We start from the raw sequence: 23,072 nt of genomic DNA, 5'->3' as shown, positions 1-23,072 counted from the left end.
AGAGTTTCACCAAGAGGGGTCAATTTTTGGCCCCTTCTTTGCGGAGATATTTTTTAATTGAAAATCTTTCTAAAATAAAAGTAATACTTTCCTAGAGAAAAGTGATGTAAATCTTTTGTTTAAAGTTTTTTTTAACACTTCATGAAAACTCTATATCTTCAACTAAATCCTCTTATTAAAAAAACAAAAGTTTTGGCTTATGGACCACATACCAAAATTTATTGAATTTTTCAACAATTATAAATTATTTCATTTGCGATTTTTAATGGCTTCACCTACAAGTTGGGAATTCTACAAAGAAGTTAAAACTAAGATTCTATGGGTCAATATTTGTACCCAAAATTTAGAAGGAGTAGCTATCTCGATCAATAAATGGTGGAAGACAAGATATCCAGCATACAAAATCAGAATAGTTTCTAAAAAAGAATTTGAACTAGTAAAAATGCAAGCTGAGAAAAAGAAGCAATAAAATTATTCTTTGGTAAATATTGATGCTGAATATTTAAATTTTGCAGCTATTATAAAATCATTAAATTAATTAAAAATGAACTCTGCATTTGCAAAAGTATCAAATTTGAAAGTTAACAGGGCTTCTAAAATAGCTATTACTCTTGCATCATCAACTTTCTTTTTGTATGCCTTGGGTCAAGCGCCAATTTTTAAAAATATTCTTTCAGGTGCCTTCTCTTGCTCTGGCTAAATAAAATATTGTTTTTTTAAGAGAAACTAAAAAGCTACAATAGACTATGATTAACAGTCGATCTAAACTTAGAGGGTTAAAACCCCTCTTTTTTAATAATTAATAGATTTATTGATGTAAAGATAATGTCACTTCTTATTTTTCTTTTCAGCTGATGAATATTTCCCCGCACCTATTAATTGATGCTGTTATATTAAGCGCTGCCCTTACGATAACTTTGGTATTAAGAGCAAAAGGTAATGCTGCCAGAAAAGAAAAAGAAAATAAATGATTATTAAAGAAGAAGAAAAAGAATTTAAAAAACCTAAATTATATAGATTTTGGAATTTTCTTATTTATGGAACTTCCATAGCTATTGGAGTTTTCTTAGTTTATTTATATTCTGCTTATGTCTTTATAAATAAATGACTTACATGTACGGCATAGCGATTACTTATGGGGTTCTTAGTCTTTTATTGCTTGGTGGGTTTGCATACTTTACTTTTAAAATAAAACGCTAATTTTTATATTCTCTTCAATGAAATATTTCTTAGATAAATTTTTTAATTTTTGTAGAGAATATCAACAAGAAATTTCACCTCAAAAGATGGCTGAGGTTTCAAGAGAATATGCAGATAGATTAAATGAATGATAGATCCTATCAGACCTAAGAAGGTATTAAGAGAATAAAAATTCTTGCAAAATTTATACAAATTTTTTTTAAGTTGGAATAAATTTTTTGAAGATATTTTCCTTGCAATTATTCATAATTTGAGATTTTTTTTGATCCATAATCCGTATATTTTTGTTCCTCTAACCGCACACATAAAACTTGAAATTCACTATTCAAATGAATTAGAACATAGTTGTAGTCAAGGGATAAGTCTTATGGCACTAAATAACACATTTACTATCCAAGAAATTAATTTGGATAAAAAAGACATTTCATTTGATAATAAGCTCAAAAAAATTAAAGCTTATTGGAATAATGAATATAAAGAACATCCGAGTAACAACCATTGCAAGATTTTTTGTGATTAAAACTTTAACTTTTAGGTATTCTTACGCTTGATTTTTACATAAAACCCGTACTAAAGAATAATCAGATATAAAGGAGGCTAAGTAAATGACTAATTTAGGTATAGAAATTTTATTTTGGACAATTTTAATTTCTTATCTGGGATTAAGATTTTCTCAAACTTGGAATGGATTCAAAAAACAGTATTAATTAGGAGAATAGAAAATGAAACTTCAAACTCAGTTCACGGTTCCAATCAAAAAATTAAAAGATCTTGATTATGTTAAGAAAGTAGATTTATTAGAAGAAACTTTAAACAAGGAATGTATAGATTATCCAAATCAAGTAGATTGCTTGGTTTGTTGCAATTAAAAATCAAAAAATAGCTGTTTTTCAAAAGTAAATAAATTTTTATTAGTGTTTAAAAATTTTCTAAAAGGGGGTTACCACTATGGAATTAAGATTCTTCCCAATAAATGTTTTTAGAGAGACTCCAAAAGTCACATTCTTCGATGCAGGCTTAGATATTTCTAATGGTTCTGATGTTGTCATCCATTCTGGGGAAGCTATATCTCCTCCAGATGATTTAAAAGATGAGCAATATTACGTTCACAATCATCAAATTGACCACAATTTAGTTATCACCGGGGAAAGGACATTTGTTCTAATAAATCCTTCCTGGGATGAACCTCATCATGTGATTTTTTTAAATAGATCTATGGGAGCATTAGAAATTCCTATAGGCACTTATCACAGATCAATCTCAGGGAAAGAAGGTAGCATTGTTTTAAATCAACCTAAAAGAGATAAATTTTTTGAACCTGCTAGAGAATTTATCCCTCAAAAATTAGACAAAATTAATTTAATTAAGGCAAGAAAAAGTCCCCCTGTTTATTGGATTTTCGAAAATAGCAAAATAAAAAGAATCCATTTTAATCCTCTAGGAAGAAAAGTTAAAACTCTTATTTGAAATGAAAAAACATACATCTCCTAAAAATAATTTAAAAAACCTGAATTTAATTATTAATTCTGATACTTATAAATTGGCTCACGAAGATATAGGTCTACTAAGCCGAAATGAAATGCGTGGAGTTAGAATGCTTCTTGAAATTACTAAACCAGATTTAATTCTTGAAGAAAATAAAATTCTTTCAACCATAATTATTTTTGGTGGCGCAAGCATTACAGAAGAATCAAATACAAAAAAGAGAATTGAAAATATAGAAGAGTTAATTAAAAAAAATCCTAAATCGATACTTCTAAAACGAAATTTAAATAGATTAGAAAATTTGCTTCTAATGAGTCATTACTATCAATCCGCAAAGGAGTTTTCAAAACTTGCTTCAATTAGTAATCAAAATAAAAACTGTAATTCTCACGTGATTATGACGGGTGGGGGCCCCGGAATTATGGAGGCTGCTAATAGAGGTGCATTTGAAGCAAATTGTAAATCTATAGGATTAAATATCAGTCTCCCTAATGAACAAATCCCAAATGCTTTTATAACTCCAGGTCTTTGCTTTAAGTTTAATTATTTTGCATTAAGAAAGATTCATTTTGTCATGCGATCAGTAGCTGCTGTATTTTTCCCAGGAGGTTTTGGAACATTAAATGAATTATTTGAACTATTGACACTTTGTCAAACAGGAATGAAAACTAAAATCCCAATCATACTTTTTGGTAAAGAGTATTGGAATAAGGTAACTAACTTTGGTTATCTAGCTGATCTTGGATTGATTGAAGATAAAGATTTAAATCTTTTCCAATATGTAGACACTGCATTAGAAGCTTGGGAAATTATCAAATCATCAAAAATCTCAGATTAAAAGTAAGCTAGTTAATTTTAAATAACTTTTAATTACTTAATTTATAGTTTGTTTTAACAGTTTTTATTATTGAATCTTGTGGTTCTTCACTTGGGAAACAATTAATAATCCTATATTTTCCTCCTTTTTTGTCAGTCTCAACAACTGTAAATTCAACGTATTTACCAATTCCATCTCTTAAATCCTTCACTTCAGTATTTATAATCTCTTCGTTATCATTTTCGATGATACGAGATTTACCCCCGCAACTTAACAAAGCGTTCCCCTCAGTGAGAAAAAAATCTTTGTCATTACTGCAAGAAGATAGGAAAGATAAAGAGACTATTATTAGTATAAAATTTTTCATAATCAACTTTTTGTACTTAACTACATTATCGCAAAGGTCTATTAAATATATAATTAATTTCCTACCAAATTAAAAATTTAATTAAATAAATAATATCAGTGCAAAAAAGTACAGAAGATGTGATTAGTTAATAAGCATTAGATATTTTATTTTTCATATTTTCAATTTTATTGATTAATTCATCTAACCATTCTGTATTATTTTTCTCTTGTCTTTTATGACATTGACTTTTTTTAGCACTCATAAATTTCTTACTTTTATAGTTTATTTAATATATCTTCAGAAATTAAAGAGATCAATAAGCAATATTACCAAATCAATTGAAAAGATAAGCTTTAGTAGCATTTCATACATAGCTAACCATCAAAGATTAACAAAAAAAATCATAATTATTTTCATTAAGTATTTTCTACGATGTTTATATTTAAAATTTTGATTTGAATTAGTAAAGATTATAGATGTTCCTATGGAAAAATCATTTCTTAATTTTATTTATTGGATCCTATTAAAGTCAGCTGAAAGTTACTATGGAGATTCATTAAAAACAGAAGTACCATATACACCTTATTTTTAATTTTGATGGAACATAACTTTTAAAATTCAACATGTATTTGGTGTTTTATTTGATTTGTTAACAATTGAGAGGAAACTAACTGATGCTCAAATGGAATGTATTCAATTCGGAATTTGTGATTATGCTCAAAGACAAGTTGAGGAAGTTCCCTTTTTTCATTATTAATTTGAATTGATTTTAAACTAAGGGCAATTAGCTCCTCCTCACCCAATCAGGAGATCCACTAAACCAATCAGCAAGATCATCATTTTTGGGATCAAAATGATTTTCAGTTTCCAAACCATCAAGGCCAAGATTCTGTATGAGTCCATTTATTCCATCTGATTTTTGCTTGCCATATCTCCTCAAGCTATTAGCTTTCTTAAGCCATGTCCATATAGTTGAATTATGCTTTGCAAACTTTTCTACATAAATTCTTTCTTCCAATGCGACAGGTTCATCTAATGAAATCCTTTTTACAATATCCTTAATTTTTAAACGAGTCTTGTTGGTTAGAAACATATTCATAAAAGAAGTTAATGATTTATAAAAGTTTTTTTAATGAATGTCTTGTCTATCTTTATTTCAAGAAAAAGTATTTTTTAGGAGCTTTTCAAGGACAAATATATTTATTTAGCAACAGATATATTCAATTGGTAAAAAAGACTACTTAATTTGATTTATATAACTTATACAAAAATGATTTCTATATAAGTTTCTCTATATAATTTAATATTTAATTTATAAAATTGAATAAGAAAATTTACATTGATAATCGATCTAAACTAAATAATAAATAAGCCTCTTTTTTTTCTGAAACAAACTTTTTATGTAATCTTAAATGAAAGGTCAATGGACAAACATTTATAGTGGTGATTTACCTCTTAGATCTTGGTGGGTAGATTCAGGTGGTGAGTGTGAATATATATCTATAGTTTTACCAGAGGTGTTTGGGATAAATCACTGGATAAGGAGTTTTTCTGAAAAATTAGCAAAACAAAATGTACCTGTATTAGCCTTACCCCTTTACGGTAGAACAGCTCCAAAATTAGATTTAGCATACAGCGAAGAAGACTTGAAATTAGGCAGGCATCATAAAAATTTAACCACTTCAAAAAATATTATTAAAGATATTTCTGCAGCTCTAAATTGGGTTAAAGAAAAATACCCAAAAAAGAAAATCTCAATTGTTGGATTTTGTTTTGGGGGTCATGCAGCAGTTATAGCTTCTTCGTTAAAAGGAATAGATAGTACATTTTGTTTTTATGGGGCGGGGGTAACTTCGCCAAGAAAGGATACTAATCTTGCACCTATAGATTTACTGGAAAAAGTTTCCGGAAAATTAAACTTCATATGCGGCTCATCAGATGATTTAATTCCTTTACAAGATAGATTAGAAATTAAAAAAAGATTTAAAAAACTAGATCCTTTAGAAGAGAGGTTTATTTATGTCGAAGTTAAAGGAGCTGATCATGGTTTTATGTGCGAGGAAAGAGAGTCCTTCCATAAGGATGCATCATCAATTGGTTGGAATTTATTAATGAAAGAATTAAATTAATAAAATTCATAAGAATGATTTTGATAAGTGTCTGCAATAATAATTCATAAAAATTCAATACCTTTATAAAAAACTTTTAAAAAATAGCCTTAGATTAAATAACTTGAAAAGTTAAATCAAGTACTGCTAAAAATGAAAAAAATAAATACGATGAGTCTATATAATTTTCTAAAAATTCAAATTCATGATGAAAAATTTATTCATAGCATTTGTTTTTGCATTAATGCTTATCAACCCTAGTATTTCTATAGCTGCAGAATCTCCCGTTGATGTACAAGAAGTCTTTGTAGGTTCTGAGACTATGGATGGAGATGCTCTTAAATACCCAAAAGGAAAAGCAGAAATAAGATTGCAAAGAGTCGAGTTGGCTGAAGGAGGGATAGTTCCGCTTCACTCTCATCCAATTCCATTATTAGGAAATGTTGAGCAAGGTACGATAGTTGTCAAAAGACAAGGGATGGAAGATCTTATCTATACAGCAGGTGATACTTTTATAGTTGGTCCAAAGACACCAAAACATACAATGGGTAACGCAAAAACTGACAATGCAATTGTTTGGTTTGCAGCAATAGGAGCAAAAGATGTTCCAATTTTAATTCCCGCTGAGGGATAAAGTTGAACCTTGAATCAATTATTTTTGATTGTCAGTCAAACTACAATAAAGGGCAATTAGCTCCTTTTTTTAATAACAAAGTACGCTATCTGCTTTAATTGATTCTTCAACTAGAACATCTGGCATAACAAACTCTGCAGTATATCCATCTAGAAGCTTCTCATCGTAACCCCTAGATTTAGCAGACATTCCTGAGACATATATGGTAATTTTTGAACTCTTTAAATATTGAAGATGTTCGTATAAATCCCCAGTACCTTGACCAACTATTTCACCAGCTTTTTTGCAATTTAATATTTGTACTCCGTCTCCTGCTAGAAAAAGTGTTACTTTATGATCGTTTTTTTCTGCAGTAAGGGCAACCAATAAACCTAAAGTTATTTTATTTTTGGATTCTAAACCGCTGTAAATATGTACTAATACTGTATTGTCGGTAATGATAGACATTTAATCCTCCCTAAATTTTTTTATATCCTAAATAGAATCTATTTTCATTAGCTGTTTTTTTATGAAACGCTTACTACTTTCACCTCTTTCTTATTGGCAGATGGCTATTAAGTATTAAAAATAGCTCCTAAATATAGAAGTCTTCTTCAAACCTTTTCCATAAATGATTGCGAATACTAGATTTATACACCTCGATTTTATGCCAATTTTATTGCTTTTTCCTTAATTTTCCGTAAGAATGCATATATAGGCTCTAATTTTACTCTAAAAAACTGTTACAAAGGGGTTTACGATTATGGAAATTCCAGACGAAATGTTGAAAGAAATTAGAGAAAGTGGATACGATCAAGAGCTTTTATATAACTACATAAGAGAACTATTAAACAGCGATAAACAAATTAATGAAAATAACAATCTAGAGCTTATAGACAATTACTTATTAGACAAAGATCTACAAGAACCTGCTGCTGAGATACAGATGGCAGCAGAGCTTATTGACAATTACTTATTAGATAAAAGATTTATCAGAGAGCTTGAAGATTATAAAGAATATGATGCTGCTTAATTAGATAAAGTACCTATTTTTTCCTATTTATTTAAAGGTTATTCTTTTGAGTCATTTAAAAGGATTAAAACAATGATGAAACTTGCAATCATTTTTTTACCAATTTTATTTGCAGTTATTTGGGCTGCTTTTATAGGGTTAAGAATAAATAAAGTAGAAACTAGAGATGGAAAAAGAAAATTAATTAATTACTAATTGATTTACAGTCGATCTAACATAGACGTACAAAACCCCCTTTTTTTTATGAATACCTTAATAGTTTCTACTTTTGATTGTTCTTTTGAAGATTTCGATAAATTTGTAGCCGATTTCCATGAAAAGGAGGGACATAAATATGTCGAGGAATATGAACTCATCAAGGTAAATGAACATAAAAGTCACTTGATACTTAAAGTCAAAGATTTAGAAGGATTTGCTGCGGCTACAAGTACTCCAGAGATGAAAGATTGGGATAAAAAAAATGGTTATAAAGATATTTGCTATTCACTAACTCCACATGACTGACATAAATTACTGGCTAATGAACCATGTACCAGCTTGATATAACTAGGTTTTTTGAAATTTATAAAGTTTTATTCTAGCAAAATTCTAGCAAAACTAATAAATATAAAGCATCCATTGAGGTAAAGATTTAGGATAATTTGTGATTGACATTCTATCTAAACTTAGAGGGATAAAACCCTCTTTTTTTTGATGAGAAACAAATTTAAAAGATCAGCTTTTTTTGATATGTCTGATGACCTTTTCTATCGAATATCATTAATAGGATTTTTAGTTGTTTTTAGCTCAATGGTATTTTTCCTAACGAAATATAGAGACAAAAAGTTAATAATATAAGCCAGATTTCCATAACTGAACAAATTTAATTTTTAAAGCAGTAATGCAAAGATTTATAATTTCACCGTTATTTGCTTTATCTAGGTTTTTTATAAATATTTACGGAATATTTTTAAAGTTTTTTCTTCAATTAAATGGTGGTTATTGGTCAAGAATTGGTTTAGCCGAAAATATAACAGAGGAAAGAATAAAAAAAAGAAGATTATATATCCTGCCTTTTTATATTCTTCTAGCTTTATTGTTTGGATTACTATCTGCTCTATATTGGTATTTTGTTATTCTCCATGTGCCACTTTCAATAGAAAGATATTTAAGTACATTAAATAACAATATTGCTTTAATAATTGCTTTTGCTACTTTCTTTGGTTGGCTTTATATTCTTTGTAAAACAAACAAATAAAATGCTTACTGAGAGATGATGTGGTCCGAGGATTAAAGATTTAATTAATCATGATTAAATCATTCTTAAGGATTCATGCAAAATATTTGTGACCGATTAATTTATTTATACGACAGTTCTGGTGATCGACTCGACCAAGGTTGACCAACTAGATCTTCACTAATCCATGGTCTGCAATACCAAGGTAAATTAACTTATCTAACCTTTACGGAAAGTAAGTTAAGTGATCAGAAATTAAACTTTCGGGATTAATTCTGAACTATCTTAAAAATAAAGTCGTTTGTAAAGCATGAAGAAGTGAGTAATCACTTTTACTTTCAAAACTAATTTCTAAGAAAATTCTTAATCTGATTATTAAATAGATCTCCTTTCTGTCGTCACCATTTAAAAAAGACCTGTAAAAAGGTCTTTTTTTATGTCTTAAATTTTATTTATTGACTGTTAATCCACAAATAATTAAATATTTTTATCTCGCTCTTTCACGATCAGTTAATGCTTTTTCAAAAGTAAAAAAGAAAGTACAAATACTATTCAATGCAACCAACAAAAGAACTAATGATCTTCCATGTTGATTTAATTGAAGTGATCTTTGAGTCATACTCTTAATAATCTTCATTGTAATCGGATGGACTACCAGTTAAAGAACAAACAACTGATTCCTCTTTTTTCATTTCTTTTATTTCCATTATTGGTCTGCCCATTTTCTTAAGAACATTTATATCTTCTTTAGTCTGACAGCGAGCAATTATGTTTCCTCTTTGATCAAAGCAACTGTAGTAAGTCATTTTATTAAATGCAATTTAAAGTTTATGGTTGATTTCAGTTGTAGCAACGCAACCATCTCATGACAACCATATTTTTAATTTAGGTCAGCCATAGATTTAAATGGCTAAAAAAACATACCTCTTTCCGTACCTAAATGTTCCTCAAACCGCACACATTAGCTACGCAGTATTTTAGTCAAATCAATTAGAACAAAGAGGTAGTTAAACAAATATACAAAGGAGAATTTATGAGTGGAGATTTTGAGACTCTTGAAATTAATCAACCCAAAATTAAATATTTAAAACCAGAAGATAATACAGAATGGTTAGACAAATTAATTAATAATATTGAGGAGATGAAGAACAAGATATCAAAAGATTCTTAGAAATCTAAGAAAAAAACTTTTTTATTTGATCTTTAGTTTGAATGAAAAGAAATTCAAAAAAGAATCTAAATTTTGTATTTAAGGTAACCGCTTTTTTGTGAGCATTATTCAGAATAAGAGTCCGACTAATTTTTTATGCAAAAAAATTTAGATGAAAATTCTTATGAAAAAAGAATTGAAAATATAGAAAAAGGAAAATCTTATTTAAAAAGTAATGGATTTTTTAAATCAAAATCTAATTTATTCGAAGACATACAAAGATTTATCTATAAAAGATAATTTAAAAAATATTTTTTACTTTTGATTAATTAAATCTCTCCATAAGCAAGCCATCACATAAAAGAAAGAAAGACTTGAAAAGGTTAGGAGAAAAAAGAATTGGTCAATTTTCTATAACTAAATTAGACCAAATAATCCTGCAGTGAGACCAACAGCCGAAAAGAATGTGAACTCAATTAAATTTCTTGGGGCAGAGTTCATAAATAAACTGATTTGAGTCATGATTTTATGACTTGAGAGAATCTTTTAAATCAAATTTTTCAGCTTTTTCAGTTTGACATTCAGTATCATCTTCAGCTCATTTGATTTCAGCTTTTTTGTTCATGTGGCTACTACAACCGCCGGCTATAACTGGTAAAGCGGTTGTAGCCGTAAAACCAGTTAAACATGCAAAAGCGATATAAGGAAAAAGTCTTTTCATTTAATTGTTACTTTATGTAAACTTACTATGTTACATAAAAAGCTCAAGTGTGATTAGCTGATAATTCGCATGCACCCCATACCAACCATCGCTTCCCTAAATAGAAACTTTGATGGATAATAAACATATAAAAATTCTGATTCTAGCAAAATTCTAGCAGATAAATTACTCCAAATCCCTTGATATGACTGAAGAAAATTTTTGGCTAATGAAAAGTGAGCCAGATGCTTACAGCATAGATACTTTAAAAAATGACGGTGTAACTTTATGGGACGGAATAAGAAATTATCAGGCTCGAAACTTTATGAGAAAAATGAATAAAGGAGACAAAGTTTTTTTCTATCATTCGAACTGTAAACCTCCAGGCATTGTGGGTCTTATGGAGGTAATAGATCTAAATATTGTTGATCCTACTCAATTTGATAAAAATTCAAAGTATTTTGATCCAAAATCGAAACCTGATAATCCGAGATGGGATTGTGTAAAAGTAAAATATAAATCCAAGTCAAATAAGATTTTAAGTTTACCTGAATTAAAGATTTTATTTAATGAGGAAGAGTTATTAGTCGTAAAAAAAGGAAATAGATTATCTATATTACCTGTTAGAAATGACATTGCAAAAATACTACTAGAAAAAATATAAAAAATTTTTAATCCTTAAAATTCATTGAAAACATATTTCCGATGTAGAGTCTCGTTAAATCCCTATTTTGAAACCCTTTTTGCATCAAAAATCCCGCAATAGCGACTTGTAATATCCTGTATTGATCCCAGTTAGGATGCTCCTCAACGAATTCTCTCATAGCCTTTTGAAGATTTTCTTGAAGTTCACATTTAAAACTTATTACTTCATCTTTATAGTTGAAAACCGTTGAATTTTCGTCGTAATTTAACTCTTGCATGTTGAAAAAGAATTTTATAAATTTGAATCTACAAGATGTAGTTTTCTCCAAAATTGCTAAATCGTCAACAAGCATTATAAAGAGACAGTCTCAGGTTTTAGAATAATGAGAATTCTTTCATAAAGAGGGTAGTCATGGAAATTAATTTTGTAAAATTAAATGTTACTTAAATATAAAGATTTATATAAAATCAGAAGTTTTCCACATGCTTTTGATCACAAGATCTTTTTAAAAAAATTACTGTGGAAAAGTTGTGAAAAAATTTTTTTTGGAAGGGGAAACATTTTCTAAAATTTCCAATTTTATTTATCTTTTAATCCATTGATTCCCACATGTTTTTTATTTCATAAAATAAATTTTGTGCTATTGGTATCGGCCAATACATTTCGAAAGACCTTGTTTGATCTTGGCTTTCAAAAACAAACCTCAAACTCCATTCATTCTTTTTTCCCTCTAACTGTATATACCAAGGAAGTTTTTCTAATTCTAAAGTAATAGATTCTTCATCCATTAGTTGATCCTTGATGACTAATAATTGTTCATTAATTTTTAAAAGTAGAAGGTAAAGTGAATAAAATTCACTTTTTTGTAACTCGATTGACCAATTATCAACACTAATCAAAAAGCAAAATTTGCCTTTTTTAAAATCTCTAAGTAATCTCCATCCTTTTTGGTCTTTTACCAAGATTAACCTGGAAGTAAATCTGGTTGATCTTGTTCATCGCTTAGTTCAATAATTGACCTTTGAACAGGTTTAATAGTTGACTCCTCTAATAAGCCATCAAAATCATCGAAACGTCTTTGTTTAGCTCTGAAAGCAATTTTCACAGTAGTTAAATATCTATTAGTTGATTTTCTTATCAAGCTCTCACCTCTCTTTGCAAGATCATTAGAATTAATACCTGCGTTGTTAGATATGTTCATTAAAAAAATTTTTTACTATAAAATATATTTTACAGTCAATTCACCCGTTTCAAAACATAAATTACAAAAAGAACTTAATTGATTTAAATAATTTCATATGGAAGAAAGTTTATCTGGAACACTCGCTATTGATTTAGGGAACACTAATACTGTCGTAGCCTTTCAAGATCAAAAAGATAGTAATTCTGTTTTAGTTGAAATACCGAATATTACATCATCTCCAGGAATTATTCCTTCAGCAGTTTGGTTCGAGGAGTCTTCAAAGATTCCTAAGATTGGTATTAGTGCTCTAAAGATGAGGGATAACTCAAATTCTGATTTATTTTTTCATTCGAACTTTAAAAGATTAATTGGAAATTCTATTGAAAAAACTAACCAAAAAAATATTTTAAACCCTAATCAATGTGGCGAAAAATTTTTTCAAATTCTCTGGGCAAACATTCCTCACAAGTATGAGATCAAAAGACTTGTTTTAACTGCTCCTATAGATACATATAAGGGGTACAGAGAATGGTTAGTTAACCTTTGCCAGGAAATGTCCGTACATGAAATAGCCCTTGTTGATGAGCCTACTGCGGCAAGTTTAGGAATAAATATACCATTTGGTTCAAAAATTATGACAATAGATATTGGCGGAAGTACGATCGATATGAATATAGTCAAAATAGAAGGAGGGGAAGGAAAATCTGGCCCAATAGCTGAACTATTAAAATTTAAAGGTAATGATGTAAGCTCAATTTCAAAACAAAAAATAAGGTGTGCCGAAATAATTGGAAAAACCGGCTCAAAAATTGGTGGGAAAGATATTGATCAATGGATAGTTGATTATTTTATTCCAGGTGATTCTTATATTAATAATCTTTCAAAGGCAGAAAAAATAAAATGTAAACTCAGCTCATCTGCAATCAAATATGAAAATAAATATCCATTAAAATTACTTACTGAACAAAATAAAGAAAGCGAATTCTACCTAAATAAAGCAACATTTGAGAAAATACTAATTGACAATAATCTTCTTAATCACCTTAATTCTTTATTAAAAGATTTATTAAATCAAGCAAGAGGTAATTTTTGCACAGTTGACGACTTAAATGCAATTGTTTTGGTTGGTGGAGGAACTCAAATACCATTGATAAAAGAATGGATAACAAAAAAAATTCCAAAAATTCAAATAAAGTCGCCACCTCCTATTGAATCAATAGCTTTGGGAGCTTTAGCGATGACCCCGGGGGTAAAAATTAAAGACATATTAAGCAAAGGATTATCTATAAGATTATTTAATAAAAGAGAGCAAAAACACTTTTGGCATCCTATTTTTTGCAAAGGTCAAACATGGCCAACAGAAACACCATTTAAACTGATCCTTCAAGCTAGTCAAAAGAATCAGAAAATATTCGAAATAATAATTGGAGAAACACTAAAAGAAAGGTCATATGATGTAATTTTTGAAAATGGGTTACCAAAGTTATCAGAGATACAAAATGAAGAAGAAATTATAAAATGGGACAAAAAACCACTCAAAATAGTATTAAAAAATAAATCACATATTGGAGAAGACACCTTAAAACTTTTTTTTAAAATTACGAAAAATGCTGATTTATCAGTTAAGTGTTTTGATATTAAAGATGAATTTATTGGAGAATATAATTTAGGAAATATCTTCTGAAAGATAGCTATTCAAGAAAAACTCCTTCTTCATTATCAACATTATTTAAACGTAAACTAATACTTTCAATTTTACTAGTTGGCACTTTTTTGCCACAAAAATCTGGCTGAATAGGTAATTCTCTATGACCTCTATCTACCATTACTAATAACATGACTCTTTGAGGTCTGCCCCATGAATATAAAGCATCCATTGCCGCTCGAATTGTTCTACCTGTATAAATTACATCATCTATTAAAAGAATCTCTTTTTTCTCAATAGGAGTTGGAATATCAGCAGCTTGTATAAGGCGAGTTCCAACTCTATTTTGGTCATCTCTATAAAAAGTTGGATCAATTATTCCTTTGCTAACTCTTAAACCTGTTCTGGAGAATAATTCCTTTTCTAGCACTTCGGTCAGTTCAATTCCTCTAGTCGGGATGCCAACCAATAGAAGATTATCCAGTTTTTTTACTTTTTCGATAATTTCGCAAGTTAAACGCGAAATAGTTTTTCTAAGCTCAACTCCAGTTAATATTTCAATCTTTTTTGTTTTCTTAGACATGATTTATCAAGAAATAAAATTGATAAAGTTTTTTCATAAATTAGCAAAAGCTAACTATATTAAATATAAATTGTTAAAAAGTAACGTTTGAAGCTAGATTTAAGATTGGATCAGTTAACAATGAATTTGATCTAAATATGTCAAAGATTAGCAGCAAAAATATAAAAACATTAAGTGTTCGTCAGAGCCCTGTAGTACTCGCGATATTAGATGGATGGGGATATCGAAAAGAAGAATCAGATAATGCTATAAAAAATGCAAGTACACCAATCATGGACTCATTGTGGCATGCTTATCCCCACACCCTTATAAGTGCTAGTGGATCTGACGTAGGCCTTCCAGATGGTCAAATGGGTAATTCAGAGGTAGGGCACCTTACCATTGGTTCGGGAAGAATAATACAACAAGAACTTGTAAGGATTTCAAATATTGTAAAAAATAATCAATTAGGCTTGATAAATGAGTTAAAAGAGATGGCTGCTTCATTAAAGAAGAATAATTCTACTTTGCATATCACAGGATTATGTTCCGATGGAGGAGTTCATAGTCATATCGATCATTTATTAGGTTTAATAAAATGGGCATCTGATAATAAACTTAAAAAAGTTGCAATCCATATTATTACTGATGGAAGAGACACTCCTGCAAAAAGTGCCTCGAAATATCTTAATCAAATAGAGTCATGTATAAAAAAATTCAACGTAGGTGAAATAGCTTCCATATGTGGAAGATACTGGACAATGGATAGAAATCTTTTATGGGATAGAACAGAAAAAGCATACTCTAATTTGACTGATCCAGATATTCCAATTACAAATATTTCTCCCAAAGATTATATAGAAAAAAGTTATGCCAAAAATATAACCGATGAATTTATAGAACCCATACGAATATCTGAAAACTATCTTAAAGATGGTGACAGTTTTATTTGCTTTAACTTTCGTCCAGATAGAGCAAGACAAATAATCAAATCTCTTTCGGTCAATGAATTCTCAGACTTTGAAAGAAAAAATTATCCAAATCTAGATTTTATTACATTTACTCAATATGATCCGAATTTTCCCGTTAAAGTTGCATTTCCTCCTGAATCACTAAATAATTTTATTGGCCAAATAGTGTCAGAAAATGGACTTAAACAATACAGAACTGCGGAAACTGAAAAATATCCTCACGTAACATACTTTTTCAATGGAGGAGTTGAAATACCCTTACCTGGAGAAGAGAGACATTTGATTCCATCTCCAAGAGTCGCAACTTATGACTTGGAACCCGAAATGTCTGCAGAGGAATTAACTATTAGTTGCTCTAAAGCAATTAGAAGCGGCAATTATGCTTTTGTTGTGATCAATTTTGCCAATCCTGATATGGTTGGTCATACAGGCAACATGGATGCAACAATTAAAGCTATAGAAAAAGTAGATAAATGTATAGGTCAAATAGTTAATGCTACTGGAGAAATGGGCGGGAGCATTGTTATTACAGCCGATCATGGTAATGCAGAGGTAATGAAAGGATCTGAAGGAGAACCATGGACAGCACACACAATTAATAAAGTTCCATTAATTTTGATTGAAGGAGAAAAAAGAAAAATACCAAATATGGGAAATGAAATTAATTTAAGAGAAAACGCGGGTTTAGCAGATATTGCTCCCACTTTATTGCAATTATTAAATCTGCCAATACCAAGAGAAATGACAGGCAAATCGCTTATTCAAGAAATTGAATTAAAGGGTTATAATAAGGTGGTTCAACACGTTTAAAGTTAATAAAAGTTTTTAAGCAATGATTCAAATTATGAGTTGGATTTGGGTATTTTCTGGAGTTCTTCTGATTCTCTTAGTTTTACTTCATAGTCCTAAAGGTGATGGAATGGGAGGAATAGCCGCCAGCGGAAGCTCAATGTTCAACAGTGCAAGTAGTGCTGAAGACTCTCTAAACAAAATAACTTGGACTTTTTTAGTGATATTTTTGTCTCTCGCAATTATTCTCAGCGCTGGTTGGATTTCTTAAAAGTTCAAAAAAAAAGGGACCATTTGATAATCCCTTTTAAAAAATTTATTAAAAACAATTTTATCTAGTAATCGAAGTCGCCTCCCATACCAGGAGCGCCTGCTGGAGCAGCTGAATCTTTTTTCTCAGGTAGATCTGCAACTATACATTCGGTGGTTAGAACCATCCCTGCTATTGAAGCTGCATTTTGTAATCCTGAACGTGTAACTTTTGCAGGATCAACTATACCGGCAGAAGACATGTCTACATATTCTCCAGTAGCAGCATTGAATCCATCATTAAATGGTTTAGTTTTTACATTTTCGGCAATCACAGCTCCATTAGAACCTGCATTCTCTGCAATTCTCATAAGAGGAGCCGTAAGTGAAGCTTCAACAATGTTGGCTCCAATTAATTCTTCTCCTTCTAAATTTTTATCAGCCCATTCTTTTAGAATAGGAGATAAATGAGCGAGAGTTGTTCCACCTCCGGGTACAATTCCTTCTTCAACAGCTGCTTTTGTTGCGTTAATAGCATCCTCAAGGCGAAGCTTTTTATCCTTCATCTCAGTTTCAGTAGCAGCCCCAACCTTAATCACAGCTACACCTCCAGCTAATTTAGCGAGACGTTCTTGCAGCTTTTCTTTATCATAAGAAGAATCTGTTTCATCCATTTGCTTCTTAATTTGATCACATCTAGCTTTAACTGCTTGCTCATTACCTTCAGCTACAATAGTAGTAGTCTCTTTATTGATAGTTATTCTTCTACCAGTTCCGAGCATATCTAAGGTAGCATTCTCTAGTTTCAAGCCTGCATCTTCAGTGATAAGTTGTCCATTAGTTAAAACGGCCATATCTTCGAGCATGGCTTTTCTTCTATCGCCGAATCCAGGAGCTTTTACTGCAGCAACATTTAACACTCCTCTTAATCTATTTACAACAAGAGTTGCTAATGCCTCCTTTTCAATATCTTCTGCAATAATGACTAGTGGTTTACCAGTTTTAGCTATTTGTTCCAAAACGGGTACTAAATCTTGCACTAAGGCAATTTTTTTATCAGTCAGAAGAATATATGGTTCATCTAAAACAGCCTCCATTCTCTCTGTATCTGTTGCGAAATAAGGTGAGATATAACCTTTATCAAAGCGCATCCCCTCAGTAACTTCTAATTCAGTAGTCATTGATTTTCCTTCTTCTAGGGAGATAACACCTTCTTTACCAACTTTATCCATAGCATTGGCAATCATTTGACCAACTTCTTCATCGTTTCCAGCAGCAATAGTTCCGCATTGAGCTATAGCATTGCTATCGCTTATAGGTTTGGAATTATCTTGAATTTGACCAACTAGAAACTCAGTCGCTTTGTCAATTCCTTTTTTCAAAGTAATTGCATTAGCTCCAGCAGCAACGTTTCTTAACCCTGCTTTAACCATTGCATGAGCTAAAACAGTGGCTGTTGTGGTACCATCCCCAGCTGCATCATTAGTTTTTGAAGCAGCTTGTCGGATTAAAGCAACCCCTGTGTTTTCAATGTGGTCCTCTAATTCGATTTCTTTAGCGATTGTGACTCCATCATTGATAATTTGTGGAGCACCGAATTTTTTTTCTAGAACAACATTTCTTCCTTTTGGTCCAAGCGTTACAGCCACAGACTCTGCAAGGATATCAATTCCTCTCTCGAGCGCTCTTCGAGCTTGCTCATTGTAAATAATTCTTTTAGCCATGTTTAGGCAGTGATTTAGTAATAAGTTTTAATAATTTTTGAAACAAATATTCTAGCTTACTACAGCTAAAATATCTTTTTCCGAGAGCAAGACATATTCATCTCCTCCCAATTTAATGTCTGTGCCAGCATATTTGCTGTACAAAACTTTATCGCCAACACTCACTTCTGGAGTTTGTCGAGAGCCATCGTCATTAAGTTTGCCAGGGCCCACCTGAGCAACTTCTCCAACCTGAGGTTTTTCTTTAGCTGAATCAGGCAAAAGAATGCCGCCAGCAGTTTTTTCCTCAGATGCGGAAACTTTAATAAATATTCTATCTCCCAGTGGTTTTACTGTAGAGACTGTAAGTGAAACAGCTGCCATAGATTAATGGAGGATCATGATTGAGACGCTTTGCGTCATAAAAATGGAAAGAGAAGTTCTCCATCCGTATCATCAACAACATAATCTGCAAAGCGGCAATTAAACCATACTTAAACTGTGCGGGTGGCCGAACCCATTTAACGAATCTACCCATTAGATGGTAGTATTTTCGCATTATGAGCTGATTAAATCAGCTATTCATCACCAATCTATAAAAATGGTAGCAACTCCATCAACTTCTTCACAAACAAAAGGCGTAGTACGTCAGGTAATTGGTCCAGTTCTAGATGTAGAATTTCCTGCTGGGAAATTGCCCAAAATTTTAAATGCTTTAAGAATTGAAGCTAAAAATCCTGCTGGACAAGACATAGCGCTCACTGCAGAAGTCCAACAGCTCCTAGGTGACCATAGAGTAAGAGCAGTGGCAATGAGTGGCACAGACGGCCTTGTAAGAGGCATGGAGGCAATCGATACAGGAGCACCAATATCTGTGCCTGTAGGAGAAGCAACTTTAGGAAGAATATTTAATGTTTTAGGAGAACCAGTAGATGAACAAGGTCCAGTAAATACTAAAGATACTGCTCCAATTCATAGAGCTGCGCCAAAGTTAACTGACCTTGAAACTAAGCCAAAAGTTTTTGAAACAGGTATTAAAGTTATCGACCTTTTGGCTCCTTATAGACAAGGAGGAAAAGTTGGATTATTCGGAGGTGCTGGTGTTGGGAAGACAGTTCTTATTCAAGAATTAATTAATAACATCGCAAAGGAGCATGGTGGAGTTTCTGTTTTTGGAGGTGTAGGAGAAAGAACTAGAGAAGGGAACGATTTGTATGAAGAATTTAAAGAATCTGGAGTTATCAATGCGGATGATTTAACTCAATCAAAAGTTGCCTTGTGTTTTGGACAGATGAATGAGCCACCTGGTGCAAGAATGAGAGTAGGCTTATCAGCGCTTACAATGGCCGAACATTTTAGAGATGTGAATAAACAAGACGTCCTACTTTTTGTTGATAACATTTTTAGATTCGTTCAAGCTGGTTCTGAAGTATCTGCATTACTTGGAAGAATGCCCTCAGCTGTTGGATACCAACCGACTCTGGGAACTGATGTTGGTGAATTACAAGAAAGAATTACATCTACATTGGAAGGTTCAATAACATCTATCCAAGCTGTTTACGTACCTGCTGATGACCTAACAGACCCTGCTCCAGCTACAACCTTTGCCCATTTAGATGCTACTACCGTGCTTGCTAGAGCTCTCGCAGCTAAGGGAATTTACCCTGCAGTTGATCCATTAGACTCAACAAGTACTATGCTACAACCATCCGTTGTTGGCGATGAGCATTACAAAACAGCCAGAGCTGTCCAATCCACTCTACAAAGATACAAAGAACTTCAAGATATTATCGCAATTCTTGGTTTAGACGAGCTTTCTGAAGAAGATAGATTAACAGTGGACAGGGCCAGAAAAATTGAAAAATTCCTCTCACAGCCTTTCTTCGTAGCAGAAATATTTACAGGAATGTCTGGTAAATATGTGAAATTAGAAGATACCATTGCTGGCTTCAATATGATCTTATCAGGTGAATTAGATGATTTACCAGAGCAGGCATTTTACTTAGTTGGTAATATTGATGAAGTTAAAGCAAAGGCTGAAAAAATAAAATCAGAAAAATAAATATTTGAATATATACATTTAACCCTCAATAATTTCAAATTAATGGCAATTTCTCTAAAAGTTTTAGCTCCCAATAAAAATGTCTATCAAGGCGAAGCTGAAGAAGTAATCCTTCCTAGTACTACCGGTCAACTAGGTATACTACCAGGACATATCTCTTTAGTTACTGCTATAGATATTGGCGTTTTAAGGGTAAGAATGAATTCCCAGTGGAAATCAATAGCTCTTATGGGAGGCTTCGCTGAAATTGAATCTGATGAAGTTATAGTTTTAGTAAATAATGCTGAAATTGGTTCTGAAATTAATGTTCAAAATGCTGAACAAGATCTTAAAGAAGCAAAATTAGCAATTAGCAAATTTTCTGAAAATGAAAAAAATCCAGAAAAAATAAAAGCCTTGAAAGAGGTTTCAAAGGCTGAGGCTAGGATTCAAGCTGCAAAGAACTAATATTTAAGCAGTTCCACAAAAAGTTACTTCGGGAAACTTTAATTTGGCTTCTTCTAATTTTTTTGTCTTACCCTCTTCTTGCCAATAATTTATCACTTCAGTAGCTTTATTCAATATCTCTACTCTTTCGTTATCCGTAATCCAACCTTTATTCTCAAGTTCACTTTTTAATTTTTCCCAAGCATCATCTCTTGGCCAAAAATAATAGGCAGTAAGAGGGCTTGGGCCTCCACCTACTATTTGATCCACTGCTAAAGCCACATTATCAGGTAACCACAATACTTTAATTATGAATCTCCCTTCATCAGGTTTAGGGGTATAACCAGTAGGTACACCATCTTCATCAATTGTGGCAGCTGCCAACACAGCTGTGGCACCCATCATTCCTGCATTAGGAGAAGAATTTTTAGAGTTTGGTGCATCGCTGTTTTGTCCCTTTTTTTCTGTTGAATTTTGATTTAAATTATTTGATGAGGTCATTCACTTATTAATGTTTAATAAATAATTTATCAGTTTATGGTCACATTTTGATTGATTTATTCAAAATTTCTTGATTTTAGTTATTGAGGACTTCTTAAAAAGGATTGTTATCTATCATGAGATACTTCATAAAAATCATAAATAGTGGCTTCCAATGAATCCCAAAGATCTTTGGGGATATCGTTTTCTTCAGCGAACATCCCAAGCTGACTGGCTAAGCCTCTCGCTTGAGAGAGTTTCGAATCATATGAATCGGACTTATTCATTTTTGAGCTTTAAACTTAATAAAAATAAATCTATTAACTTAATAAGTCAAATATCAAAATTCTAAATCAGAAATTTCTTTTAGTGCAGCAATACTTAAAACATCTGGATTTGTATCTGTGACCAAGACATCGTCTTCTATTCTTATCCCTATGCCTTTCCATTTCTCATCTATATGGGGTTGTCCCTCAGGAACTGGGATCCTATCACTTATATAAATCCCAGGTTCTACCGTAAGAATCATTCCATTCTGTAATGGCACTTCATAGTCGCCCATTCTGTATGCTCCAACATCATGAACATCTAAGCCAAGCCAATGTCCAGTTCTATGCATGTAAAGATGTTTATAAGATTGATTCTCAATTATCTCCTCAGTACTCCCTGCTAATAAACCAATTTCTTTCAATCCTTCTATGAGAATTGTTAAAGCAACATTATGAACAACACTAGAATTCGATCCCTTTACAGCACTTTTAATTGCATTTTTCTGCGCACTCAATACAATTTCATAGATAACTTTTTGCTCATCAGAAAATTTACCACCTATTGGAATAGTTCTTGTTATGTCTCCATTGTAATAATCAATTAGTGCGCAGCCAGCATCTACCAACAATAAATCTTTTTTATTCAAGGGTGAATTATTTGAAGTGTAATGCAAAATGCAGGCATTATCTCCTGATGCGACAATTGAGTTATAAGCTGGTCCTCTCGCCCCTTTTTCTAAAAAGAATCCCTCTAAAAGACCCTGAATTTGTCTCTCATTTTTCTTTGATGAGATAGATTCTCTAACTAGTTCATGAGCTTCTGCTGAAATTTGTGTAGCCTCTCTCATTCTCTTAATCTCAAATTCACTTTTAATTAATCTCATCTCATTTAAATAAATTTCTGGAGATTTTATAGAATTTGCACCAATCCCTGATCTTGAGCGATTGTCAAGTTGTTGTGAAAAAATTTCCAGTATTATTTTCTCAACTGATGGATGCTTACCAATAGAAAAAACAATTTCATCAGAACCATTTATATAGACTGGCAGTAAATCTTTTAATTCGTTTATTGAATGAGCCTTGTCAGCATTAAACTCTTTTTCAGCGCCTTCTAAACCCCATCTAAAGCCATGCCAGACTTCGCTTATAACATCTTTAGGAGCAACAAACATAATAAATCTCTCTCCCTTTGGCTTATGCGATAAGAAAAGAGCGATTGCATCTGGCTCATCGAAACCAGTTAAATACCAAAAATTACTATCTTGTCTAAAAGGATATTCACAATCAGCATGATGCTTTACCAGACTAGCACCAGGGATAATAGCAGCTCTTCCATTTAATTTATTGAGGAAGATTTCTCTTCTTTCTTCAAAAACTTTGTTTTCAGGTTTAAACATAGATTATGTATTGGCGTGT

35 protein-coding genes are annotated in these 23,072 nt (G+C 31.5%); 21 read left to right on the top strand and 14 right to left on the bottom strand.

Going from position 1 to position 23,072, the window contains the following annotated elements:
• Positions 1-265 precede the first annotated feature (265 nt).
• The 7 genes from EV02_RS01460 to EV02_RS01475 all read left to right on the top strand — a co-directional run bounded on the left by EV02_RS01460 (position 266) and on the right by EV02_RS01475 (position 3,523).
• The gene (locus tag EV02_RS01460; protein WP_032520505.1) at positions 266-469 is read left to right on the top strand and encodes a hypothetical protein; all 204 of its coding nucleotides are present in this window, start codon (positions 266-268) and stop codon (positions 467-469) included.
• A 75-nt stretch (positions 470-544) separates the two neighbouring features.
• The gene (locus EV02_RS09590; protein WP_193742639.1) at positions 545-700 is read left to right on the top strand and encodes a hypothetical protein; all 156 of its coding nucleotides are present in this window, start codon (positions 545-547) and stop codon (positions 698-700) included.
• Positions 701-967: 267 nt separating this feature from the next.
• The gene (locus EV02_RS09585) at positions 968-1,108 is read left to right on the top strand and encodes a hypothetical protein (protein WP_193742638.1); all 141 of its coding nucleotides are present in this window, start codon (positions 968-970) and stop codon (positions 1,106-1,108) included.
• Positions 1,109-1,462: 354 nt separating this feature from the next.
• Positions 1,463-1,720, top strand: coding sequence for a hypothetical protein (locus EV02_RS01465; RefSeq protein ID WP_152556885.1), 258 nt, complete (start codon positions 1,463-1,465; stop codon positions 1,718-1,720).
• A gap of 202 nt (positions 1,721-1,922) precedes the next feature.
• Positions 1,923-2,069 carry a hypothetical protein gene (locus tag EV02_RS09580; protein ID WP_193742637.1) on the top strand — a complete coding sequence of 49 codons (147 nt, stop codon included), beginning with the start codon at positions 1,923-1,925 and terminating at the stop codon, positions 2,067-2,069.
• 79 nt (positions 2,070-2,148) lie between these two features.
• Positions 2,149-2,667: a hypothetical protein gene (locus EV02_RS01470; RefSeq protein WP_032520181.1), complete on the top strand. Its 519-nt coding sequence runs from the start codon at positions 2,149-2,151 to the stop codon at positions 2,665-2,667.
• Between the two features lies 1 nt (position 2,668).
• Positions 2,669-3,523, top strand: coding sequence for an LOG family protein (locus EV02_RS01475; RefSeq protein WP_032520180.1), 855 nt, complete (start codon positions 2,669-2,671; stop codon positions 3,521-3,523).
• A 28-nt stretch (positions 3,524-3,551) separates the two neighbouring features.
• Here EV02_RS01475 and EV02_RS01480 read toward each other — a convergent pair whose 3' ends face one another.
• Together EV02_RS01480 and EV02_RS01485 are read right to left on the bottom strand one after the other, a co-directional pair.
• Positions 3,552-3,869: a hypothetical protein gene (locus EV02_RS01480; RefSeq protein WP_032520179.1), complete on the bottom strand. Its 318-nt coding sequence runs from the start codon at positions 3,867-3,869 to the stop codon at positions 3,552-3,554.
• A gap of 766 nt (positions 3,870-4,635) precedes the next feature.
• Positions 4,636-4,944: a hypothetical protein gene (locus tag EV02_RS01485; RefSeq protein ID WP_025932142.1), complete on the bottom strand. Its 309-nt coding sequence runs from the start codon at positions 4,942-4,944 to the stop codon at positions 4,636-4,638.
• Between the two features lie 319 nt (positions 4,945-5,263).
• On the opposite strand from EV02_RS01485, the gene EV02_RS01490 reads away from it, so the two are divergent.
• Positions 5,264-5,980, top strand: coding sequence for a dienelactone hydrolase family protein (locus EV02_RS01490; protein WP_032520178.1), 717 nt, complete (start codon positions 5,264-5,266; stop codon positions 5,978-5,980).
• Positions 5,981-6,164: 184 nt separating this feature from the next.
• Entirely contained in the window at positions 6,165-6,593 is a 429-nt protein-coding gene (locus tag EV02_RS01495; protein ID WP_032520177.1) for a cupin domain-containing protein, read from the top strand.
• A gap of 69 nt (positions 6,594-6,662) precedes the next feature.
• Here the strand turns inward: EV02_RS01495 and EV02_RS01500 are convergent, their stop codons facing one another.
• On the bottom strand, positions 6,663-7,040 hold the full coding sequence (locus EV02_RS01500; RefSeq protein WP_032520176.1) for a DsrE family protein: 378 nt from the start codon (positions 7,038-7,040) through the stop codon (positions 6,663-6,665).
• Between the two features lie 295 nt (positions 7,041-7,335).
• Between EV02_RS01500 and EV02_RS01505 the strand changes: the two genes are divergently transcribed.
• From EV02_RS01505 to EV02_RS01515, 4 genes are all read left to right on the top strand, one after another.
• Positions 7,336-7,605: a hypothetical protein gene (locus EV02_RS01505; RefSeq protein ID WP_032520175.1), complete on the top strand. Its 270-nt coding sequence runs from the start codon at positions 7,336-7,338 to the stop codon at positions 7,603-7,605.
• Positions 7,606-7,677: 72 nt separating this feature from the next.
• Positions 7,678-7,800 (top strand): hypothetical protein, encoded by a 123-nt coding sequence (locus EV02_RS09830; RefSeq protein WP_257471681.1) that lies wholly within the window; start codon positions 7,678-7,680, stop codon positions 7,798-7,800.
• Positions 7,801-7,848: 48 nt separating this feature from the next.
• Positions 7,849-8,109 (top strand): hypothetical protein, encoded by a 261-nt coding sequence (locus tag EV02_RS01510; protein ID WP_032520174.1) that lies wholly within the window; start codon positions 7,849-7,851, stop codon positions 8,107-8,109.
• Between the two features lie 376 nt (positions 8,110-8,485).
• On the top strand, positions 8,486-8,842 hold the full coding sequence (locus EV02_RS01515; RefSeq protein WP_032520173.1) for a hypothetical protein: 357 nt from the start codon (positions 8,486-8,488) through the stop codon (positions 8,840-8,842).
• A 466-nt stretch (positions 8,843-9,308) separates the two neighbouring features.
• On the opposite strand, the gene EV02_RS09825 is transcribed toward EV02_RS01515, so the two are convergent.
• Positions 9,309-9,440, bottom strand: a complete 132-nt coding sequence (locus EV02_RS09825; RefSeq protein WP_275040698.1) for a hypothetical protein — start codon at positions 9,438-9,440, stop codon at positions 9,309-9,311.
• 4 nt (positions 9,441-9,444) lie between these two features.
• A complete protein-coding gene (locus tag EV02_RS01520) occupies positions 9,445-9,627 on the bottom strand; it encodes a hypothetical protein (protein WP_032520172.1) in 183 nt (60 codons plus the stop codon).
• A gap of 227 nt (positions 9,628-9,854) precedes the next feature.
• Between EV02_RS01520 and EV02_RS09575 the strand changes: the two genes are divergently transcribed.
• The 3 genes from EV02_RS09575 (at position 9,855) to EV02_RS01525 (ending at position 11,335) form a co-directional block, all read left to right on the top strand.
• A complete protein-coding gene (locus EV02_RS09575) occupies positions 9,855-9,992 on the top strand; it encodes a hypothetical protein (RefSeq protein WP_193742636.1) in 138 nt (45 codons plus the stop codon).
• A 135-nt stretch (positions 9,993-10,127) separates the two neighbouring features.
• Positions 10,128-10,271, top strand: a complete 144-nt coding sequence (locus EV02_RS09570) for a hypothetical protein (protein WP_158078868.1) — start codon at positions 10,128-10,130, stop codon at positions 10,269-10,271.
• A 605-nt stretch (positions 10,272-10,876) separates the two neighbouring features.
• Positions 10,877-11,335 (top strand): EVE domain-containing protein, encoded by a 459-nt coding sequence (locus EV02_RS01525; RefSeq protein WP_032520171.1) that lies wholly within the window; start codon positions 10,877-10,879, stop codon positions 11,333-11,335.
• 7 nt (positions 11,336-11,342) lie between these two features.
• Here the strand turns inward: EV02_RS01525 and EV02_RS01530 are convergent, their stop codons facing one another.
• From EV02_RS01530 to EV02_RS01540, 3 genes are all read right to left on the bottom strand, one after another.
• Complete coding sequence (locus tag EV02_RS01530; protein ID WP_032520504.1) at positions 11,343-11,594, bottom strand: DUF2811 domain-containing protein; 252 nt, start codon at positions 11,592-11,594, stop codon at positions 11,343-11,345.
• 313 nt (positions 11,595-11,907) lie between these two features.
• Positions 11,908-12,279, bottom strand: coding sequence for a DUF1818 family protein (locus tag EV02_RS01535; protein ID WP_032520170.1), 372 nt, complete (start codon positions 12,277-12,279; stop codon positions 11,908-11,910).
• 2 nt (positions 12,280-12,281) lie between these two features.
• Positions 12,282-12,518: a DNA-directed RNA polymerase subunit omega gene (locus EV02_RS01540; protein ID WP_032520169.1), complete on the bottom strand. Its 237-nt coding sequence runs from the start codon at positions 12,516-12,518 to the stop codon at positions 12,282-12,284.
• A 97-nt stretch (positions 12,519-12,615) separates the two neighbouring features.
• Here EV02_RS01540 and EV02_RS01545 point away from each other — a divergent pair, with 97 nt between their 5' ends.
• Entirely contained in the window at positions 12,616-14,184 is a 1,569-nt protein-coding gene (locus EV02_RS01545; protein WP_032520168.1) for an Hsp70 family protein, read from the top strand.
• A 7-nt stretch (positions 14,185-14,191) separates the two neighbouring features.
• Here EV02_RS01545 and pyrR read toward each other — a convergent pair whose 3' ends face one another.
• On the bottom strand, positions 14,192-14,728 hold the full coding sequence (gene pyrR, locus EV02_RS01550) for a bifunctional pyr operon transcriptional regulator/uracil phosphoribosyltransferase PyrR (protein WP_032520167.1): 537 nt from the start codon (positions 14,726-14,728) through the stop codon (positions 14,192-14,194).
• 137 nt (positions 14,729-14,865) lie between these two features.
• Here pyrR and gpmI point away from each other — a divergent pair, with 137 nt between their 5' ends.
• Positions 14,866-16,488 (top strand): 2,3-bisphosphoglycerate-independent phosphoglycerate mutase, encoded by a 1,623-nt coding sequence (gene gpmI, locus EV02_RS01555; RefSeq protein ID WP_032520166.1) that lies wholly within the window; start codon positions 14,866-14,868, stop codon positions 16,486-16,488.
• 22 nt (positions 16,489-16,510) lie between these two features.
• Positions 16,511-16,738, top strand: a complete 228-nt coding sequence (gene secG, locus EV02_RS01560; protein WP_032520165.1) for a preprotein translocase subunit SecG — start codon at positions 16,511-16,513, stop codon at positions 16,736-16,738.
• A 64-nt stretch (positions 16,739-16,802) separates the two neighbouring features.
• On the opposite strand, the gene groL is transcribed toward secG, so the two are convergent.
• Entirely contained in the window at positions 16,803-18,440 is a 1,638-nt protein-coding gene (gene groL / locus EV02_RS01565) for a chaperonin GroEL (RefSeq protein ID WP_032520163.1), read from the bottom strand.
• A gap of 51 nt (positions 18,441-18,491) precedes the next feature.
• Positions 18,492-18,803 carry a co-chaperone GroES gene (gene groES / locus EV02_RS01570; RefSeq protein ID WP_032520162.1) on the bottom strand — a complete coding sequence of 104 codons (312 nt, stop codon included), beginning with the start codon at positions 18,801-18,803 and terminating at the stop codon, positions 18,492-18,494.
• Between the two features lie 217 nt (positions 18,804-19,020).
• On the opposite strand from groES, the gene atpD reads away from it, so the two are divergent.
• On the top strand, positions 19,021-20,481 hold the full coding sequence (gene atpD, locus EV02_RS01575) for a F0F1 ATP synthase subunit beta (RefSeq protein ID WP_011863550.1): 1,461 nt from the start codon (positions 19,021-19,023) through the stop codon (positions 20,479-20,481).
• A gap of 42 nt (positions 20,482-20,523) precedes the next feature.
• Positions 20,524-20,928 (top strand): ATP synthase F1 subunit epsilon, encoded by a 405-nt coding sequence (gene atpC, locus EV02_RS01580; protein WP_032520160.1) that lies wholly within the window; start codon positions 20,524-20,526, stop codon positions 20,926-20,928.
• A gap of 3 nt (positions 20,929-20,931) precedes the next feature.
• On the opposite strand, the gene EV02_RS01585 is transcribed toward atpC, so the two are convergent.
• The 3 genes from EV02_RS01585 to EV02_RS01590 all read right to left on the bottom strand — a co-directional run bounded on the left by EV02_RS01585 (position 20,932) and on the right by EV02_RS01590 (position 23,053).
• Complete coding sequence (locus EV02_RS01585) at positions 20,932-21,408, bottom strand: 30S ribosomal protein PSRP-3 (protein ID WP_032520159.1); 477 nt, start codon at positions 21,406-21,408, stop codon at positions 20,932-20,934.
• Positions 21,409-21,515: 107 nt separating this feature from the next.
• Positions 21,516-21,674 carry a hypothetical protein gene (locus EV02_RS09565; protein WP_187151134.1) on the bottom strand — a complete coding sequence of 53 codons (159 nt, stop codon included), beginning with the start codon at positions 21,672-21,674 and terminating at the stop codon, positions 21,516-21,518.
• A 53-nt stretch (positions 21,675-21,727) separates the two neighbouring features.
• The gene (locus EV02_RS01590) at positions 21,728-23,053 is read right to left on the bottom strand and encodes an aminopeptidase P N-terminal domain-containing protein (protein WP_032520157.1); all 1,326 of its coding nucleotides are present in this window, start codon (positions 23,051-23,053) and stop codon (positions 21,728-21,730) included.
• Positions 23,054-23,072: the final 19 nt, after the last annotated feature.

Origin of the sequence: Prochlorococcus marinus str. SB (genome assembly GCF_000760115.1) — a bacterium.
Taxonomy (GTDB): Bacteria; Cyanobacteriota; Cyanobacteriia; order PCC-6307; family Cyanobiaceae; genus Prochlorococcus_A; species Prochlorococcus_A marinus_D.
The sequence above is the reverse complement of the archived record's forward strand: the minus strand, read 5'-3'. Positions and strand labels throughout refer to the sequence as shown.

What these genes read in the sequence shown, in the direction of transcription:
- EV02_RS01460 (WP_032520505.1), top strand. Translation starts at nt 266, where the DNA reads ATGGCTTCACCTACAAGTTGGGAATTCTACAAAGAAGTTAAAACTAAG.
- EV02_RS09590 (WP_193742639.1), top strand. Translation starts at nt 545, where the DNA reads ATGAACTCTGCATTTGCAAAAGTATCAAATTTGAAAGTTAACAGGGCT.
- EV02_RS09585 (WP_193742638.1), top strand. Translation starts at nt 968, where the DNA reads ATGATTATTAAAGAAGAAGAAAAAGAATTTAAAAAACCTAAATTATAT.
- EV02_RS09580 (WP_193742637.1), top strand. Translation starts at nt 1,923, where the DNA reads ATGAAACTTCAAACTCAGTTCACGGTTCCAATCAAAAAATTAAAAGAT.
- EV02_RS01470 (WP_032520181.1), top strand. Translation starts at nt 2,149, where the DNA reads ATGGAATTAAGATTCTTCCCAATAAATGTTTTTAGAGAGACTCCAAAA.
- EV02_RS01475 (WP_032520180.1), top strand. Translation starts at nt 2,669, where the DNA reads ATGAAAAAACATACATCTCCTAAAAATAATTTAAAAAACCTGAATTTA.
- EV02_RS01480 (WP_032520179.1), bottom strand. Translation starts at nt 3,869, where the DNA reads ATGAAAAATTTTATACTAATAATAGTCTCTTTATCTTTCCTATCTTCT.
- EV02_RS01485 (WP_025932142.1), bottom strand. Translation starts at nt 4,944, where the DNA reads ATGTTTCTAACCAACAAGACTCGTTTAAAAATTAAGGATATTGTAAAA.
- EV02_RS01490 (WP_032520178.1), top strand. Translation starts at nt 5,264, where the DNA reads ATGAAAGGTCAATGGACAAACATTTATAGTGGTGATTTACCTCTTAGA.
- EV02_RS01495 (WP_032520177.1), top strand. Translation starts at nt 6,165, where the DNA reads ATGATGAAAAATTTATTCATAGCATTTGTTTTTGCATTAATGCTTATC.
- EV02_RS01500 (WP_032520176.1), bottom strand. Translation starts at nt 7,040, where the DNA reads ATGTCTATCATTACCGACAATACAGTATTAGTACATATTTACAGCGGT.
- EV02_RS01505 (WP_032520175.1), top strand. Translation starts at nt 7,336, where the DNA reads ATGGAAATTCCAGACGAAATGTTGAAAGAAATTAGAGAAAGTGGATAC.
- EV02_RS09830 (WP_257471681.1), top strand. Translation starts at nt 7,678, where the DNA reads ATGATGAAACTTGCAATCATTTTTTTACCAATTTTATTTGCAGTTATT.
- EV02_RS01510 (WP_032520174.1), top strand. Translation starts at nt 7,849, where the DNA reads ATGAATACCTTAATAGTTTCTACTTTTGATTGTTCTTTTGAAGATTTC.
- EV02_RS01515 (WP_032520173.1), top strand. Translation starts at nt 8,486, where the DNA reads ATGCAAAGATTTATAATTTCACCGTTATTTGCTTTATCTAGGTTTTTT.
- EV02_RS09825 (WP_275040698.1), bottom strand. Translation starts at nt 9,440, where the DNA reads ATGACTCAAAGATCACTTCAATTAAATCAACATGGAAGATCATTAGTT.
- EV02_RS01520 (WP_032520172.1), bottom strand. Translation starts at nt 9,627, where the DNA reads ATGACTTACTACAGTTGCTTTGATCAAAGAGGAAACATAATTGCTCGC.
- EV02_RS09575 (WP_193742636.1), top strand. Translation starts at nt 9,855, where the DNA reads ATGAGTGGAGATTTTGAGACTCTTGAAATTAATCAACCCAAAATTAAA.
- EV02_RS09570 (WP_158078868.1), top strand. Translation starts at nt 10,128, where the DNA reads ATGCAAAAAAATTTAGATGAAAATTCTTATGAAAAAAGAATTGAAAAT.
- EV02_RS01525 (WP_032520171.1), top strand. Translation starts at nt 10,877, where the DNA reads ATGACTGAAGAAAATTTTTGGCTAATGAAAAGTGAGCCAGATGCTTAC.
- EV02_RS01530 (WP_032520504.1), bottom strand. Translation starts at nt 11,594, where the DNA reads ATGCAAGAGTTAAATTACGACGAAAATTCAACGGTTTTCAACTATAAA.
- EV02_RS01540 (WP_032520169.1), bottom strand. Translation starts at nt 12,518, where the DNA reads ATGAACATATCTAACAACGCAGGTATTAATTCTAATGATCTTGCAAAG.
- EV02_RS01545 (WP_032520168.1), top strand. Translation starts at nt 12,616, where the DNA reads ATGGAAGAAAGTTTATCTGGAACACTCGCTATTGATTTAGGGAACACT.
- pyrR (WP_032520167.1), bottom strand. Translation starts at nt 14,728, where the DNA reads ATGTCTAAGAAAACAAAAAAGATTGAAATATTAACTGGAGTTGAGCTT.
- gpmI (WP_032520166.1), top strand. Translation starts at nt 14,866, where the DNA reads ATGTCAAAGATTAGCAGCAAAAATATAAAAACATTAAGTGTTCGTCAG.
- secG (WP_032520165.1), top strand. Translation starts at nt 16,511, where the DNA reads ATGATTCAAATTATGAGTTGGATTTGGGTATTTTCTGGAGTTCTTCTG.
- groL (WP_032520163.1), bottom strand. Translation starts at nt 18,440, where the DNA reads ATGGCTAAAAGAATTATTTACAATGAGCAAGCTCGAAGAGCGCTCGAG.
- groES (WP_032520162.1), bottom strand. Translation starts at nt 18,803, where the DNA reads ATGGCAGCTGTTTCACTTACAGTCTCTACAGTAAAACCACTGGGAGAT.
- atpD (WP_011863550.1), top strand. Translation starts at nt 19,021, where the DNA reads ATGGTAGCAACTCCATCAACTTCTTCACAAACAAAAGGCGTAGTACGT.
- atpC (WP_032520160.1), top strand. Translation starts at nt 20,524, where the DNA reads ATGGCAATTTCTCTAAAAGTTTTAGCTCCCAATAAAAATGTCTATCAA.
- EV02_RS01585 (WP_032520159.1), bottom strand. Translation starts at nt 21,408, where the DNA reads ATGACCTCATCAAATAATTTAAATCAAAATTCAACAGAAAAAAAGGGA.
- EV02_RS09565 (WP_187151134.1), bottom strand. Translation starts at nt 21,674, where the DNA reads ATGAATAAGTCCGATTCATATGATTCGAAACTCTCTCAAGCGAGAGGC.
- EV02_RS01590 (WP_032520157.1), bottom strand. Translation starts at nt 23,053, where the DNA reads ATGTTTAAACCTGAAAACAAAGTTTTTGAAGAAAGAAGAGAAATCTTC.